Raw genomic sequence first — 16,674 nt, 5'->3', positions numbered from 1 at the left:
TGTGTTTTTAGTTTCTATTTCTGATATCAGATCCTGGATAAGAGGAAATACATCTGAAGCCAATATAAGATCTGGCTTGATCCTGGTATTCGTAAGTACCTACAGAGTTTTGAAGGAAAAATCCGATGTCTTTCCATGAACCACCTCTAACTACTTTGCGTTTCAGGTATTTGCTATCTGTTGTTTTAGCAACGTAAGTAAAGTTAGGGTTGAAGTCGAGCAATAATGGAGCTGCCGACTGGTTATATGCGGTAACGGTCCATTCGGCAACGTTTCCAGCCATATTATACAAGCCATAATCATTCGGGAAATAAGACTTCACATTTACGGTATATAAACCGCCATCATCGGAATAATTTCCACGTCCCACTTTAAAGTTAGCTTGCATACATCCTTTGGTATTGCGGATATATGGTCCACCCCAAGGGTATTTTGTTTTCACATTACCACCTCTTGCCGCATATTCGAATTGCGCATCACTTGGCAATTGGTATTCTGGTCTTGAGTTTAGCGGTTGTTTTCTGGCTACAGCTACTGATTCATAAAAACGGGTACGCCATACACAGAATGCGGTAGCTTGCTCCCAGCTTACCCCTACTACTGGATAATCATCGTAAGAAGGGTGATTGAAATAGGTTTTCACCATAGGATCATTCTGAGAATAAGAATAATCTATTTTCCAAACCAGGGTATCCGGATAAACATTTACGGACGGAAATTGGTTTGGTTTCTCCGGATCAGGAAGATCCGTATAGGTCATGATAAAATCCTGTCTTTTTTTGCTTGGGTCTTTACGGCCTTCGGCTTCAAGATCGGTACTTTTATAGCTGTAAGCATATCTCAGCTTTCTAACATCAATTTCTGTTCTACCGGGTAGGGCATCAGCACCGCTATAGTACATGTCGGTTAATTTGGCGCCATAACCCCCATTTTTTCTACTCCATAACAGAGAGCCATTGCCAACTCTTCTCCAGTCGATGTAACGTTCAGAGGAAGAGGTAGGGCCTGCATTTGCGGGAACTGGTTTATAAAAATTAGCGGCAACTGTTGGACCAAGTGTGGTGACTGCAACAGAATCTCTTACCCAGTTCACAAACTGTCGGTATTCTGCATTAGAGATCTCCGTTTGATCCATAAAGAAAGCGCTAAAAGAGGTCATTCGACTTGGAGAAGTCTGGGAATTGTTAATGTCTTCATCAGACATTCCAATTAAGGTTCTTCCTGGCGGTACATACACCATTCCTAAAGGCACCCGATTATTTTTAAACTTCTTATTGTATACCCCAACCAATTCACCCTGGCCGCCTTTTCCGCAACTAGATAGAAGTATTGTAGCTATAAATCCCAAAAAGTAGATGTTTATCCTCATATATTCCCGCAATTTTATAGCAATTTTATATATTAAGATTCACATTAACAACTATTAAGCCATAAAAATACGAGGAAAGATAATAATGAACAGGAAAATCCGTTCCCTCCGGATCATCAATCCCCTGTCAGAAAGTGCTTTCTACTTCAAATTAAAAAACCCTAACCCTCAAAAAAAAGATAGAATAAATTGCGCGATAACGCGCAATTTACCGTGTAACGTTATTTATTAGATTTTTTGATGTAATTTTCGATGGCCATAATCATCGATGGAGCTTCCGGTGAAGGTGCTGCAATATCAACGATTAAACCAGCATCACTTATCGCTTTATGGGTGTTTAATCCAAATGCTGCAAAACGGGTATTGTTCTGCTTATAATCCGGGAAATTGGTAAAGAGCGACTGAATACTAGACGGACTAAAGAATCCGATTACATCATAGAAAACTTCGGCTAGATCAGATAGATCCGAAACCACAGTTCTAAACAATACAGCAGGCGTAAAGTCATAACCATTCTTCTGTAAGAAGTTCATGGTATCTTCAGTTGCCATATCAGAGCATGGGTATAGGAATTTATCGTTAGAATGTTTCTTTAATACTTCTGCTAAATCCGCAGCAGTTTGTTTACCAAAGAAAATCTTACGTTTCCTGTACTGGATATATTTTTGGAGGTACAAAGCGGTAGATTCTGAAATACAGAAATATTTCAAGTCAGCAGGCACATCGTATCTCATTTCTTCACAAATTCTGAAAAAATGATCCACTGCATTTCTGCTGGTAAACACTACTGCAGTAAAATCACTCAAAGTGATTTTGTCTTTTCTGAAATCTCTGGCTGGAATTCCTTCAACATGAATGAATGATCTAAAATCAATTTTCAGGTTGTACTTCTTTGCCAAATCAAAATAAGGAGACTTCTCTGTTTCCGGCTTTGGTAAGGTGATCAGTATACTTTTCACTTTACGTAACCTATCTTCTGTCTTTTCTTGCATTTTACCTAATTACCGCTTTAAAATCCTATTGCCTTGATTAATATTAATATAGGGCAAATTTCGAGGGCACAAAAGTACAAAAACAAATACACTTTAGAAAATCTATAATGAGATAAAATATTTACCCCTGCCCTAATAAACTGAAAAATAAAGATAATTGAGAGAAGTACAAAAGAAGCTACCACATAGTAAACTCCATACCTTAAAGGAGATAAGGCAAAAGCAATTACCAGGGGAATGAAAACAAGGGAAAGATTAAAGTAACTTAAATATAATATGGAAACATATTCATTTACGGCTTTTTGCACCTCAAAGAGATAACCTAAAAGACGTAAAATGAGAATTTTCACGACGTATAAAACGATAATTAAGACAGAAATACTGGCATAAAATTGAAAACCACTACTCACAAAAGCGAGGTGATAATACTGAGAAACCAGGTAAAAAAACATCCCTAAAGTGAATCCGAACTGTACAAACAACAGGAGAAAAGGCCATGAGGTAAACAAATTATCTTCCCTATTGAGGTTATTCAGCACCCGATTACTGAAGAATGACTGCACAATACTTTGCAATTGTTTGGAGAAAGAAATTTTTAAAGCAGCGAATATGGAAAGTAAAACGACCAATACGGCGAGCACCCAACGCTCTCCTTTTGGCAATGGTTTCCCGGTACGAAAGGCACTCACTTTCTTCAAATCTCCCATTTCCTGGTATCGGTGTAGCAAGTCTGCCCTACCGGTGGTATTTGCTTTGATGATACTGTCGATAATGATGTTTTTATCCAGCAGGGAATCGGGTAATATCCAGGTATGTGTGATGATGGAATCGGTCACAAACTGTTGCCTGGCATAGTATGCCGCATCCTTGACGATTCTCTTCGGATAGGCAGGTTGTACCTGCAACGTATCCGCAGCAACATCAGGTGTCTGAGCGTAACCTTTAAAAAAGCTAGCCATACAAAAAAACGAAAGCAACAGGATGATGCGATTTAAATTCATTGCTGCAAATTTAGGTTAAAAATGCATTAGTTTTTCAACGGTTTTCAGATCCTCTTTTCCGGCAAAAATCCGGGTAAAATCGAGCGAATTTAGCGTCGGAAAAAACGCAGCAAAGAATTCCAGGCAAAATCCGGGAAGCGACCAGGCTTGTGACCGGGTTGTGGTCGGGTACTGGTTTGCCTTCGAAAGGGGTATAGTAAGGGTACAGCAGCAGTTCGTCTTGAGTTGATGTAGGTTTTGGCATTCCAGACCCTAACCAAACGCTAGGGCAACTCCCTACAGGATCTGGACTCTTCCCGACCACAAGGGCTTGCTTATGCAAAGAAATATGACAGATTAAGATCGTGCAAATGATAAGAGTAGTTTGTAATTTCCATCATCTGCAGCTTTCAGTGCCTCCAGGTAGATCTTTCGATTTTCACTTTCTTTAGAAAGATTCCCTGCTCCCCAGCTAAATACAGGTATGTTGAATATTTTTTCAATAATAAGATCAGCCATCAACCGACTATGGCGCCCATTTCCATTTGAAAAACAGTGAATACTAACAATCCGATGTTTAAAACGCACTGCTATTTCATCAGGAGGAAAAATTTCATTGTCAATCCAAAACATGGCATCATCTAACAAAGATCTTAACTCAGCCGCTACCCTCCATCTATCAACACCGATGTTTTTATTTGTTTTCCGAAAACTTCCTGCCCAAGCCCAAACATTTCGATACATTCGTTTATGCACATCCTTGATGAAAACTTCTGTGCATAGGTTATGTAATTTAATTTTTCTTTCTAAAGTCCAGACTATCGCTTCTTCTATATTCTGCTGTTCAAATTCGTCCAACTCTTCCCTTGTAGCAATAGTAGATATGAGCAAACCTTCCTTTTCCTCTTCGTCCAACGGGGTTTGACCTTCAATATAAGCGATATCTAGTCCCATAAAATTTTAGGCATTTTATTTTTAATTTCCTCCGCTCTTTCTTGAATCGCTTTTTCTATTCTCTCTTTAGAATTTTCCTGGGCTTCTAATTTCATCGTATTAGATGTACGTAAAACAATTTTTGAAGCTAATTCCAAAGCCTTTTTTTCTACAAGAGCATCCAGTGATCCATCTTTCGGTACAAAACCATAAACTAATTCCATATCTAATACCCTACCCAGTTCTCTTAAGGATTTTAGGGTGATTGAACCATCCTTTTCTCTTTTTTCAATATCCTGAATACTTTGTTTGGTTACAGACAATTTGTTACCTAATTGTTGCATTGACATGCCCAAAGCAGTACGGATAGCTTTAATCCAACCATTCGGCGGCACAGCAACCTGTCTTAAGGAAGCAAAACTTAGCAACTTTTTATTTAGTTGCTGAATCATTAATGACTGTTTTCCCATATACGTAAAGTTTTAACTTGACAAACTACACCAAAAGTAAAGCTATAGCTTGACAAAAAAAAATAAAAGTAAAGCTATAGCTTGACAAAATTTTTATATCCACTTCAAAATATTGTACTCGATAACCGCTAAAGATGCTGGGGCTGGTTAAGTTGGCCCCTGCAGAGAAAGGATTTTCTGTAAGCCCTTTAAATTTATTTACTTTTGTCAGATGTCCGGTATTTATATCCATATTCCATTTTGCAAAAAGGCTTGTACTTATTGCGATTTCCATTTCAGCACCTCCTTAAAATACGTTGATGAGATGACTGATGCGATTTGCACAGAAATCATCAAAAAAAAGGACAGGGTTGCCGACCATCAGATAGGCAGCATTTACTTTGGCGGAGGCACACCATCCGTACTTCCTACCGCAGCATTTGAAAAGATTTTCAATACCCTGACCAAGCATTTTTCTATTGCTTCGGATGCAGAGATTACGATTGAAGCCAATCCAGATGACCTTGATGCTAAAAAGATCAAGGAATTGAGACAATTGCCAGTCAACCGTTTCAGTATTGGCATCCAGTCTTTCTTTGAGGAAGACCTGATCTGGATGAACCGTGCGCACAATGCACAGGAAGCGGAAGATTGTATCAAAAGAAGCCAGGATGCTGGATTTGAAAACCTAAGCATCGATTTAATTTATGGTTATCCCCTACTCACTGATCAAAAATGGTTGAGCAATATCAATAAAGCCATTGAGTTTCAAACCCCGCATATTTCCGCGTATTCTTTAACCGTTGAACCTCGGACGGCGCTTGCAAGTGCCATCAAAAGAGGCAAACAAACACCGGTAAATGAGGAACAAAGTGCAGCACAGTTCATCACGCTGATTGATAAATTAAAAGAAGGTGGTTTTGAACATTATGAGATTTCTAATTTTGCGAAGCCTGGTCATTATGCGGTTCACAATACCAATTATTGGCGCGGCATTCCATATATGGGCATCGGCCCTTCTGCACATGGCTTTGATGGCCAAACCCGTTACCTGAATGTGGCGAATAATGCCGCTTATTTAAGTGACATCAGAGAAGGCCGATTACCTGAAACCATAGAAACCTTAGACCTGTACGACAGGTTTAATGAATACATCATGACTTCCTTACGCACCATGTGGGGAACCAGTCTGGATAAAATAGCAGCCGATTTTGGCAAAGTATTCCTAGCGGATACGCTTAAAAGTATCCAACCATTTGTGGAAAGACAATGGTTAATAAACGAGCAGGATCATTTAACTTTAACCTTAGACGGGAAGTTATTTGCAGATCATATTGCCTCAGAATTGTTTTTAATACCAGAAGACCACCGTTAAAATAGCCTACAGAAATGAAAGATAAAGTGATATGGATCACCGGAGCCTCATCCGGCATAGGAGAAGCATTGGTTTATGCGTATAGTGATTTGGGCGCAAAATTGATCATTTCTTCCCGCAACCGGGATGAATTGTTCCGCGTAAAAGGCAATTGTAAAAATAAGATGCACGTCCATGTATTGTCGCTGGATCTGGAGAAAACGGACACCTTAGCAGAAAAAGCTACAGAAGCCATTCGAATTTTCGGGAAGATAGACCTGTTGATCAATAGTGGCGGAATTAGTCAGCGGGGATTGGCTTTAGAAACCGATCTGGCCGTAGAACAGCGTCTGATGAATGTTAATTTCTGGGGTACCGTTGCCTTAAGTAAAGCAGTACTGCCGGTGATGATTGCAAATGGCGGTGGTCATATTGTTTGTATCAGTAGTTTGGTAGGTAAATTTGGCACCAAGCTTCGCTCTGCTTATTCCGCATCTAAACATGCCTTACACGGCTATTTTGATTCCCTGAGATCGGAGTTATTTGATCAGGGAATTCACATTACCATTGTGTGTCCGGGTTTCATCAAGACTAAGGTTACCCTTAACGCTTTAACGCCTTCAGGAACTCCACAGGGAACCATGGATGAAGCACAGGAGCGCGGAATGTTGCCAGAAACTTGTGCGCAAATGATTGTAAATGCAGTTAAGTTAAACAAAGAAGAAGTCTACATCGGAGGAAAAGAAGTTAAAGGAGTTTGGTTGAAACGATTCTTTCCCCTAAAATTTTCTAAATATATCAGAACGGCAAAAGTCACTTAATCCAATCTTCATAAAATACGATGGGCTTCCAATTAACGGAAGCCCATCGTATTTTTGGATTGATTTTTGACCCATTGAGAATTCAAAAATAAAGCTATGAATTTTATCATCACTCTCTTAGTCAATGCCGGTATTTTACTAGGTATGACTTATGTTCTTCCTACTGTAAGAATTAAAAATTATGGCACAGCAATCGTAGTTGCCTTAGTAATTGGCTTATTGAATACAACTTTAGGTTGGGTACTAAGGGTACCGCTAAATGTGGTTACCTTAGGATTCTTATCCTTCTTTGTTCATTTGGTGGTAACTGCCGTGATGATCAAAATAGCAGACAAGCTGTTTGATGATTTCGAAGTTACTGGATTTGTACCCGCACTAATCATCGCTTTAGTGATGGCCATAGTTGGAGTGATCATACAACATTAAAAAGAGAGCTTGGTTGTAGCAGACGCAAACGTTTGCGCAATTATTTTTTAATGACCTAGAAAACATTCGGTTATAAAACAAAATCGCATAAAAAAGCGGCATTTGAATCTAGATTCAAATGCCGCTTTTGTTTTTTATTACTGTTGACTATTTAATTGGTTTGATCCAATAAGTATATTCATGTGCAGCAAAAGGAACTCTATATTCGCTCAATGGCATAGAACCCCAGCTATCAATTCCTTGTAAACCACTCTGAATCAAGTCAAGGTGCATATAAATGCGATCTCTCTTTACCAATTCACCTGAATGGTATTGTTTTTTGTTCACTTCAGGATCAAGGTCATCCACACTATAAGGCAGTGCAGAGAAGCTCAACAGGCTATCTGCCATACCGAAGCTTAATCCTTTTCCTTTTTTATCGGTGAAATTAACCCAACGTACTTCCGTTTTATTACCACTTTCCTGAGGACGTGCGTAAGGGAAATATTGCTCGTCTAAAGTCTGGCTGTATAGCCCTACAAAAGAAGCTGTTTTACGATCTGAATAGTTTTCACCTGGACCACGACCATAGTAATTGATCTTGTTCAATCCTGCGTTTAACTGTAAATCATTACCGATACGGAGCATTAAAGGATATTTCCCCTTATTCGCTGTGAAGCGGTTGTTTACTTTTAAAACACCGTCAGGTCTGATGGTAATCGTTTGTTCAACGGTAGCATCGCCATTCACCACATCTTTCTTAAACACTACAGTCACTTCTCCCGAAGCTGAAGTAGTCACTTCCGCAGCTTTCACTGTACCTTCTGCATAAGCGCTTCTCCACTTTCTAAGACTGCTATTGAAACCAGCACCGATATCATTGTCGGTTGGTGCACGCCAGAAGCCTGGTTGTGGACCTTCAGCTAACAGTTGATCACCTTTTACCGTGTAACCAGTCATCAATCCTTTGTCAAGATCTAACTCCACCTGGAAGTCTTTTCCTTTAACCAGTGTTTTTCCTGCTGCTTTTTCTACGCTTAATTTACCTGTTGCTGTTGCCTGATTTGCCACTTGTGGCGTACCATTCCATGCAAATTGTTCCGTTGCAATCGTGTATCCTACAGGAAGGAAAGGCTCAGCCGTTTTTAAGTCGTAATATACGTTAAGGAAGTACTCTGAACCTGCTTTAGCTTTCGTTTTGATCGGCAAGCTCAGTTCTTTTTCTGCTCTTGGCGCAATGCTAAGTACATTCTGAATCCCTTTTTCAACAACCTTACCATTCTCTAACAGCTCCCAGTTTAACTTCACATTGTCTAAACCTTTGAAGAAATAAGAGTTGTTGACACTGATGGTATTGTTGCCATTATATTTGGTTTTGATGTATTGATATACCTTCTTCACCTCTACTGCCATTGGAGTCATGCCACGATGATTCGTCACCACACCTTTAACACTAAAGTTGTTGTCGCTAAAGTTTTCATTTACCGGACCACTTAAAGGGAAATCACCACCATAAGCATTGATACGTTTTCCGTTTTTCACGGTATCAATTGCCTGATCAATCCATTCCCAGATGTATCCACCTTGCAGGTTTGGCTGACTTTCGATGACATCCCAGTACTCTTTGAAGTTACCAAGGCTATTTCCCATGATGTGTGCAAATTCGCTCATGATCAAAGCGCGGTCTGGCTTGCTGTTCGCATAGCTTTTCAACCAGGCAGGATCAGGATATTGAGGCACAATCATGTCTGTATTGAAATCTTCTTCTGCACGCTCGTATTGTACCGGGCGGCCATCATTAGCTTTCAACCAATCGTAACCTTCATAGAAGTTTCTTCCATTACCGGCTTCGTTTCCTAATGACCAGGTGATTACTGCAGCATGGTTTTTATCGCGCTCATACATTCTTGTAATGCGCTCCATATGTGGCATTCTCCATTCTTTATCATTTCCAAGCGTATAAGCAAGGTCATAATAACGACCGTGAGATTCAATATTTGCTTCATCAATAACGTACAATCCGTATTCATCGCAAAGCTCCATCCAATATGGATCCGGTGGATAATGAGAGTGTCTTACTGCATTTACATTCAGTTTCTTCATCATTTCCATATCCTTCAGCATGTCTGCTTTAGTTAAGGTATGTCCTTGTGTCGCATTGTGCTCATGACGGTTTACACCTTTAAAGAACACTCTTTTTCCATTAACCAGGAAGTTATTGTTGACCAACTCCACAGTACGGAAACCGATTCTCTGTGGAATGACTTCCAATACTTCACCTTTTTTATTTTTTAAGCTGATGAATAAGGTGTAAAGGTTTGGCGTCTCCGCAGTCCATGCCGCTACATTCGGGATTTCCGTTTGCAACTTTACATTGGTTTTATAGTTTCCAATGACCTTATTTACTCCTTTTGTTTCTTCTGTATAAACTGTTTTCCCTTTCGGATCTACCAGTTCTAAAGCTACAGAAAAAGTATCTGGAGTGCTGTGAAGCGTTCCTCTTTCAATTTTGTAGTTGTTGATCTCTGCATTAAAAGATAGCAGTCCGTTTTTGAAAGTCTTGTCTAAAGTAGCGATCGTCTTGAAGTCTCTAACATCTACTTTTGGCGTAGAATAAAGATAAACATCACGCTCTATACCAGAGATTCTCCACATATCCTGACATTCCAGGTAGCTACCATCACTCCAACGGTAGACTTGTAAAGCCACCAGATTTTCTCCTTTTTTCAGGTACTTGGTGATGTCGAATTCCGCAGCTAGCTTGCTATCTTCGCTATAACCAACTTTCTTACCATTCACCCAGATATAAAAAGCAGATTTTACGGCACCGAGGTGGATGAAAGTCTGACGACCATCCCAGTTCTCTGGAAGTGTAAACTTCTTTCTGTAAGATCCTACTGGGTTATTATCCTCAGGAATGTCAAATGGCGGGTTCATTCGCTCTCCCATCAATTTGCGACCTGCAAATTCATAAGGGTGATTTACGTAGATTGGCATACCATAACCATTGGTTTCCCAATTCGCAGGAACTTTAAAATTATCCCATTTGGTATCGTCGAAAGTGGTCTTAAAGAATTCTTGCGGACGTTGACGTGGGTCTTGTACCCAGTTAAATTTCCATTGTCCGTTTAAGGTTAAGAAGTAATTTGATTTCTCCTTTTCACGCTTTACAGCCAATGCTTTACTTTCATAAGCAAATGCCGAAGCACGCATGGGCATCCTGTTTACAGAAACCACCTCTGGAGTTTGCAACTCCGTGGGTAATTGCTGGCTCATTACTGCCGAAGAGGCCAATAATAAGGATAGTGTGGTAAAAATTGTTCTCATTTATGTGTTTAGATTGTATTGCTAAATCGAACGTAACGATATTTTAGCTAATTATGCCCTAAATGGGCAACGCAAACGTTTGACTGCTTTTAGATCCTTCTTTTATTGTCTCTTTTCCTAATTTCATCTTCGAAACCACACAAAACCAACGAAACACAACAATGAACATGAAGAAATTTACCTTTTTCCTTCTTGCTTTTCAGCTGCTGATTCTTCCGGTGACATTTGCCGGAAGCAGGGCTGAAATCGAGCCTGGAAGTATCACCATCCCTCTTGGAGGTAATGCCTATGTAGAAAAAGGCGGCGCTGCAAGGATAAAAGATCAAGGCCTAACCAATTGGAATAAAGCCTCAGATGTAATTGCCATTTACTTTAGAACAGAAGCCGCAGGAACAGCAAATTTATCGCTTAAAATGCGTATTCCAGAAGGAAACAGCAAAATCAGCCTGAGTGTGGCGGGGAAAACTTTCAGTAAAGAACTAAACAATGCAGAAATTCAGATCATCCCCTTAGGTAAGGTAGAGATCAAGACTCCAGGTTATGTAAAAGTCGAATTGAAAGGCATCAGTAAAACCGGACAAGTATTTGCCGAAGTTTCAGACTTATTAGTAAGTGGTAGCGCTTTGGAAAAAGGCGCTGTTTATGTAAAAAACAATGAAGGAGGTTATTTTCATTGGGGCAGAAGAGGTCCATCCGTGCATTTAAACTATGTGATCCCTGCGGAAGCAGCAAAAAAAGTAGAATGGTTCTATAATGAAATTATGGTCCCTACTGGTGAAGATAAACAAGGTACTTACTATATGGCCAACGGCTTTAGCGGTGGTTATTTTGGCATGCAGGTGAACTCGCCAACAGAGCGTAGGGTATTGTTCTCTATCTGGAGCCCATTTACAACGGATGATCCAAAATCTATTCCTGATAGCATGAAGATTGTGTTGTTGAAAAAAGGGAATACCACAAAAACCGGAGAGTTCGGTAATGAAGGTTCTGGCGGACAAAGCTATATGCTTTACCCATGGAGAGCAGGCAAGACCTATGCATTCCTGACACATGCTCAGCCTAATCCGGCAAAGAACACCACAACTTATACTGCCTATTTTAAGGATCTTGAAAAAGGCGATTGGCAATTGGTGGCTAGTTTTGATCGCCCACAATCGGCAGTATACCTAAACGGTATCTATTCATTCCTGGAAAATTTCTCTCCACCAACTGGTGATCAGTCCCGCAGAGGCGACTATAAAAACCAATGGGCAATTGATGCTTCCGGAAAATGGCATGAGGTAACTGATGTCGTATTCACTGCAGATGCAACAGCAAGAATCAACTACAGAAAAGATTATACCGGCGGTACCGATGGTACATCTTTCTACTTAAAAAATTGCGGTTTCTTTAATGATTTCACTCCCATTAAGACCCCATTTCATAGGAAATCTACAGGAAAAACACACCCTGAAATAGATTTCAATAAGCTGCCATAGGTAGGTAGCCTGCGATCAGGACTGGTTCAAGAATATCATATGGACACACACCGGAAGCCGGTATTCTCCAGTCCTGTATCCATCGAAGACTTCATTTTGGAAGTTACCCGATACCCTTTACAATACGAAGAATGACACATAAATGAACCTCCTCTGATGATTTTCTTAGGGATTCCAGGTTCTGCCGGATCATAACTATCTTTTGGTCCTTTTGGATTTGCAACGGTTCCCTTTTGCTGTTGATAGTAATCTTCGCGATACCAATCTGCGGTCCACTCCCAAACATTTCCCGCCATATCGTATAAACCATAGCCATTTGCAGCGAATGATTTTACAGGTGCAACACTTCCATAACCATCTGTTTTCTGATCTGAATACGGGAATTCCCCCTGCCAGGTATTGGCTTTCAGCTTTCCAGTAGCCAGATCTTCATCTCCCCAGGGATATTTTTTACCACTTAAACCACCCCTTGCTGCATATTCCCATTCGGCTTCTGTAGGCAAACGTTTCCCTGCCCATTTGGCATAAGCATTGGCGTCAAACCAGGATACTTGTGTAACAGGATGGTTTTCTTTACCTTTTATACTGCTTTTTGGTCCTTGTGGATGTTTCCAGCTGGCACCAGGAGTCCAGCTCCACCATTGTGAAACATCATTGATGTCTACACGTCCTTTAGGTGGGGAGAAAGTTAAAGAGGCGGGTTGTAATTGGTCTTCCGAAGGTTTCGGCGTTCCCGGAGGCAATTGTTTTTTGATTTCTTCCCAATCAGGCTTTTGCTCGGCTTGGGTGATATACCCTGTTGCTTTTACGAATGCTGCAAACTGGGCATTGGTGACTTCAGTTTCATCGATCCAAAAACCATCCATTTTCACCTCATGTGCCGGATATTCATCTCGACGTCCTTCCTTGTCTGAAGCACCCATTTTGAACGATCCTGCAGGAATAAATTTCATACCCGCATGGTCATGCAGTTCATTTTTTTGATCGTTGGAAAGTGTTTCCATTCCGCTAACAGCACCATATCGTTTTGGAAGGTTTGAGCTACAGCTGGCAGCATCGCTGAGATGGGAGCTCGTCATTCCTACACTGGCCATGCTATCTGTGGTATTTTCGGTAGTAGAAACTCCGCCTTTAGGCTCAGTCTTCTGATTGCAGGCTACCATAGCCGACGCTAAAAACAAATACAAAAACTCTTTCTTCATAAAAAACACAGGGAATACGATTCTGAAATCAGATTAATGAAGGCCAAATTAATGATAAAATATTAAAGTCCCAGCTCATTTAAGCTGATTATTACCGCATCACTCCGATTTTCTGCCCATCCCAATCTGGAAACAAGACTTTATCGTTGTGGAGGTTTAAGTGCCTGTCTGCCACTTCAGAAAATACGCTTCTAAAATCTGTAGTTACGGCGAGATCCCTCCCATCTTCAAGATTCTCGATGGCCATCGGTTGCACATTGCCATGCACCAATCCGCCATTAACCCCATTTCCTAGTATAAAATTGCAGGAAGCACGGCCATGATCTGTTCCGCCGGTACCATTCTGTTTCACGGTACGCCCAAACTCCGTCATGGTCATCACCGTAACATCATCCTGTAAAGTGCCCATATCTGCCCAAAAGGCCATCATACTATTACTTAGGTCATTCACATTTCTGGCAAAAACCCCGGTATCTGTCCCCTGATTAAAATGCGTATCCCAACCGCCAGATTCAGCAAAAGCAACTTCCATCCCCACATTCATCTTGATCAGCTGAGCGATTTGTTTTAAGGAATTACCCAATGCGGTATTCGGATAAACCGCATTATTAGCCGGTTTATAGTTTTTAGTATCAGTTTTTTGCAGCATTTTTATGGCTTCAAAGCTTTCCTTTCCTGTGTCTTTAAGCAAACCTGAGGAAGTTTGATCGTATAAATCTTCAAAGCTTTTGGCAGCCAGATTAGCCCCATTCAGATTCCCTCTCATTTGAATATTAAAATCCTGAAGGTTGCTGATGGCCAGTGCCGGATTTGCACCATAAAAAGATCTTGGCAAAGAAGACGTTAAGCTAACGCCCTGAAAAGGCGTTGCGCCATCATGACCCAGTAAACCTACCGCCCGGTTTAACCAGCCACTATCTGTCCCTTTTTTAAATGGAGTTCCTGACTCCATGTAGTCTTGGGCATCAAAATGAGATCTGGTATTGTTAGGAGAGCCGATACCATGCACGATTCCCATCCTTTTTTCCCGAAATACCTGCTCAAACACAGCCATGGAAGGATGAAGTCCAAAGCGCCCATCCAGATCTATCAAGGGTGTATTTTTACTTGCTTTAGCAGCACTCATAAATAAATTTGGCCGGGCTTGCTGCAGGTACTGATCTGTAAATGGCGTAACCGCCATTAGTCCATCCATCGCACCGCGCTGAAAAATACAAACCAGTATTTTCTTTCTGTTGAACAAACCTGGTGCCGAAGTTTTGGCTACTGCTTCTGCCAGAAAGCCCGGTATTCCACCCAGTCCAATGCCAAATAATGCCAGGCCACCTCCTTTAATAAATCCTCTTCTTGAAGTCATGGTTTTCTAAATTTATTTACGTTGAAATTCCGGTGACCCAATGATCACGCCAACTACTTGTGCCAACATCGCATGGTTATTCTTTTCCTTTGATCCCATTGGCAGTGCTTCTTTCTGACTACTGATCTGTTGTTCTTTTTCTGCTACACCTACCGTTTTATCTGCAGCATTCGCCACTTTATTCGTCAAGTCCTGATCATTCAACATTGGTTTCAGCCTTTTAAAAGTTTCCGTTAAATTGCGTTCAGGCATCATCATCTTTCCGTAGGTCTGCAATGCTGCTTCTCCACTTTCAGGTTCATGATAATCATTTAAGGCCGCCAGGTTCACCTTCACCCCAGGAATACGCTGGGCAGCAATGGCCAGTCCGAAGTTCATTCTATTCAATAAAGACCCGGTATTAATCCAATATTGCCCCTGATCAGGAAAACCGGTAGGCGCTTGATAATAGTACATTTTTTGCCCCATTTTATTGATCCAATTGAAAAGCTGATAGGGCTGTGTAATGTCCGCATCCAATGCTCTAACGGCACTAATGGTCAATTCAAAAGGAGATTTTGTTTTTTCGCGCACAGCAGGGCTACTCCAAAATTCCGGAGCCGAAACCATGGTCATCATGACTTGTCTGAGGTCTCCTTTTGATTTCGTAAAAGTCTTTGCCATCTTGTCGACCAGACTTTGTGGAGGATGATCATTTACGAACCTGGTGGCTATTTTTGTGCTGATAAATTTAGCGGTTGATGGATGATGCGCCAGCAAATCGAATAAGGCAATGCCTTCTTCATATCCCCCACCCGCAGGAAAATCCCTACCTAATACCGTTTTCTCTTCATTGTCATGACGGTTTGGAACAAATAGAAAATCGCCATCCTTTACGAAACCTCTCTTTTCTAAATTTTCCGTCCCTACCTGATCGATGATCTTTTTCATCGCGGCACCATAACCCTCCTCGCCCATTGGCGCGATAGTCCAGCCGGTTAAGACTCTTGCAGCCTGAGTTACATCAGACTGTGTATATCCGCCGTCCACACCCATGGTATGAAGTTCCATTACCTCCCTGGCGTAGTTTTCATTGAGACCGCCGGATTTTCTTTTTGGCTGGACCGGCTTAACGTTATCATTCATTACCTGCTGCTGATTTCTCATCTGCCGAACTTTCTTCAGCTGCTGTCCATTACCCATTACGGCAGTTCCGTTCAGACCGATGCCTTGTTGCCCATTATTGTTCTTCAACGGAGTTCCGGTACTGCTAAAATTATCCAGATAAACGAGCATTGCCGGAGATTTCGCGGTGGCAAGGAGTAAATCTTCAAACTTCCCCGTTACATTTGGGCGGATGACATCGCGCTCATAAGCAGGTACAAAAGATGCACATTGATTTTTTGTCAGCGATACATTGAAATGATTGAACCAGAAATCAGTTAACAATTCCCTCAACTGGTTATTCGTATAAGCTGTCCTCAATATCTTTTGATTGATAAATTGACGTAACAATTCCTGTTCTGGCTTCAGCCCTTTCTGTTCCATATAAGCGCGGATCTGTGCGCGATACGCCGGCTGATCTCCTTTATTGACGGAATCTTTATTGATAAAGCCATCTTGTATGGCTAGCTTCAATACCCGGTTTGCTCTGGGATATTTATTCTCAACTTCGGTATTACTCAAATTTCTATCTTCATACTTACTCAATAATGAATTTAGGGTATCATCTGGCATCGTGCCATCCAACTGCTGCTGAAACCATTTCTCTAAACCCATCTTCACAACGGCATCCAATTCTCCTTTCTTCGCCCCATAGGTAAATCTGCTCAATAAATGTGCTGCCGCCTGACGTTCGGTTAATCCGGCCTGCCGATAGGGAAAAGCCGGTTTATAAGCTTCCGATTTCCCATTCTTGAATGAACAGAAAATGATAGTGAAGAGTAGCACAGCTAAAAATGAATAAATAACCTTTAATGATGATTTCATAGAGGTGGTTGTTTGAGTTATGATACTTATGACCAATAG

The 16,674-nt window shown here is 41.0% G+C and carries 14 protein-coding genes; 4 read left to right on the top strand and 10 right to left on the bottom strand.

The annotated features are described in order from the left end of the window. Positions 1–7 precede the first annotated feature (7 nt). The 6 genes from porK to GM920_RS19840 all read right to left on the bottom strand — a co-directional run bounded on the left by porK (position 8) and on the right by GM920_RS19840 (position 5,018). On the bottom strand, positions 8–1,369 hold the full coding sequence (gene porK, locus GM920_RS19865; RefSeq protein WP_182960745.1) for a T9SS ring complex lipoprotein PorK/GldK: 1,362 nt from the start codon (positions 1,367–1,369) through the stop codon (positions 8–10). Positions 1,370–1,590: 221 nt separating this feature from the next. Then, positions 1,591–2,361 (bottom strand): uroporphyrinogen-III synthase, encoded by a 771-nt coding sequence (locus GM920_RS19860; RefSeq protein WP_062550569.1) that lies wholly within the window; start codon positions 2,359–2,361, stop codon positions 1,591–1,593. A 17-nt stretch (positions 2,362–2,378) separates the two neighbouring features. Next, complete coding sequence (locus GM920_RS19855; RefSeq protein ID WP_182960738.1) at positions 2,379–3,362, bottom strand: DUF4271 domain-containing protein; 984 nt, start codon at positions 3,360–3,362, stop codon at positions 2,379–2,381. A 336-nt stretch (positions 3,363–3,698) separates the two neighbouring features. Beyond that, positions 3,699–4,295 (bottom strand): mobile mystery protein B, encoded by a 597-nt coding sequence (locus GM920_RS19850; protein ID WP_182960736.1) that lies wholly within the window; start codon positions 4,293–4,295, stop codon positions 3,699–3,701. Then, the gene (locus GM920_RS19845; protein ID WP_182960734.1) at positions 4,286–4,744 is read right to left on the bottom strand and encodes a mobile mystery protein A; all 459 of its coding nucleotides are present in this window, start codon (positions 4,742–4,744) and stop codon (positions 4,286–4,288) included. The genes GM920_RS19850 and GM920_RS19845 overlap by 10 nt, the downstream gene beginning before the upstream one ends. A gap of 25 nt (positions 4,745–4,769) precedes the next feature. Then, a complete protein-coding gene (locus GM920_RS19840; RefSeq protein WP_182960859.1) occupies positions 4,770–5,018 on the bottom strand; it encodes a hypothetical protein in 249 nt (82 codons plus the stop codon). Here GM920_RS19840 and hemW point away from each other — a divergent pair. The 3 genes from hemW to GM920_RS19825 all read left to right on the top strand — a co-directional run bounded on the left by hemW (position 4,956) and on the right by GM920_RS19825 (position 7,324). Beyond that, positions 4,956–6,098 carry a radical SAM family heme chaperone HemW gene (gene hemW, locus GM920_RS19835; RefSeq protein WP_182960732.1) on the top strand — a complete coding sequence of 381 codons (1,143 nt, stop codon included), beginning with the start codon at positions 4,956–4,958 and terminating at the stop codon, positions 6,096–6,098. The two genes, GM920_RS19840 and hemW, sit on opposite strands and share 63 nt — an antisense overlap. A 14-nt stretch (positions 6,099–6,112) precedes the next feature. Continuing rightward, on the top strand, positions 6,113–6,898 hold the full coding sequence (locus GM920_RS19830; protein ID WP_182960730.1) for an SDR family oxidoreductase: 786 nt from the start codon (positions 6,113–6,115) through the stop codon (positions 6,896–6,898). A gap of 96 nt (positions 6,899–6,994) precedes the next feature. Continuing rightward, positions 6,995–7,324: a phage holin family protein gene (locus GM920_RS19825; protein ID WP_182960728.1), complete on the top strand. Its 330-nt coding sequence runs from the start codon at positions 6,995–6,997 to the stop codon at positions 7,322–7,324. A 147-nt stretch (positions 7,325–7,471) separates the two neighbouring features. Here GM920_RS19825 and GM920_RS19820 read toward each other — a convergent pair whose 3' ends face one another. Further along, complete coding sequence (locus tag GM920_RS19820; RefSeq protein ID WP_182960726.1) at positions 7,472–10,630, bottom strand: glycoside hydrolase family 2 TIM barrel-domain containing protein; 3,159 nt, start codon at positions 10,628–10,630, stop codon at positions 7,472–7,474. Between the two features lie 167 nt (positions 10,631–10,797). On the opposite strand from GM920_RS19820, the gene GM920_RS19815 reads away from it, so the two are divergent. After that, positions 10,798–12,108 (top strand): DUF3472 domain-containing protein, encoded by a 1,311-nt coding sequence (locus GM920_RS19815; protein ID WP_235964591.1) that lies wholly within the window; start codon positions 10,798–10,800, stop codon positions 12,106–12,108. Between the two features lie 35 nt (positions 12,109–12,143). Here GM920_RS19815 and GM920_RS19810 read toward each other — a convergent pair whose 3' ends face one another. The 3 genes from GM920_RS19810 to GM920_RS19800 form a co-directional block, all read right to left on the bottom strand. Then, entirely contained in the window at positions 12,144–13,310 is a 1,167-nt protein-coding gene (locus GM920_RS19810; RefSeq protein WP_235964590.1) for a formylglycine-generating enzyme family protein, read from the bottom strand. A 91-nt stretch (positions 13,311–13,401) separates the two neighbouring features. Next, on the bottom strand, positions 13,402–14,667 hold the full coding sequence (locus GM920_RS19805; protein WP_182960722.1) for a DUF1501 domain-containing protein: 1,266 nt from the start codon (positions 14,665–14,667) through the stop codon (positions 13,402–13,404). A gap of 12 nt (positions 14,668–14,679) precedes the next feature. Then, the gene (locus tag GM920_RS19800) at positions 14,680–16,635 is read right to left on the bottom strand and encodes a DUF1800 domain-containing protein (RefSeq protein ID WP_182960720.1); all 1,956 of its coding nucleotides are present in this window, start codon (positions 16,633–16,635) and stop codon (positions 14,680–14,682) included. Between the last annotated feature and the right edge of the window lie 39 nt (positions 16,636–16,674).

This window comes from Pedobacter gandavensis, assembly GCF_014172405.1.
GTDB lineage: Bacteria > Bacteroidota > Bacteroidia > Sphingobacteriales > Sphingobacteriaceae > Pedobacter > Pedobacter gandavensis.
Note: the sequence above shows the minus strand (reverse complement) of the source record. Positions and strands in the feature narration are given on the sequence as shown.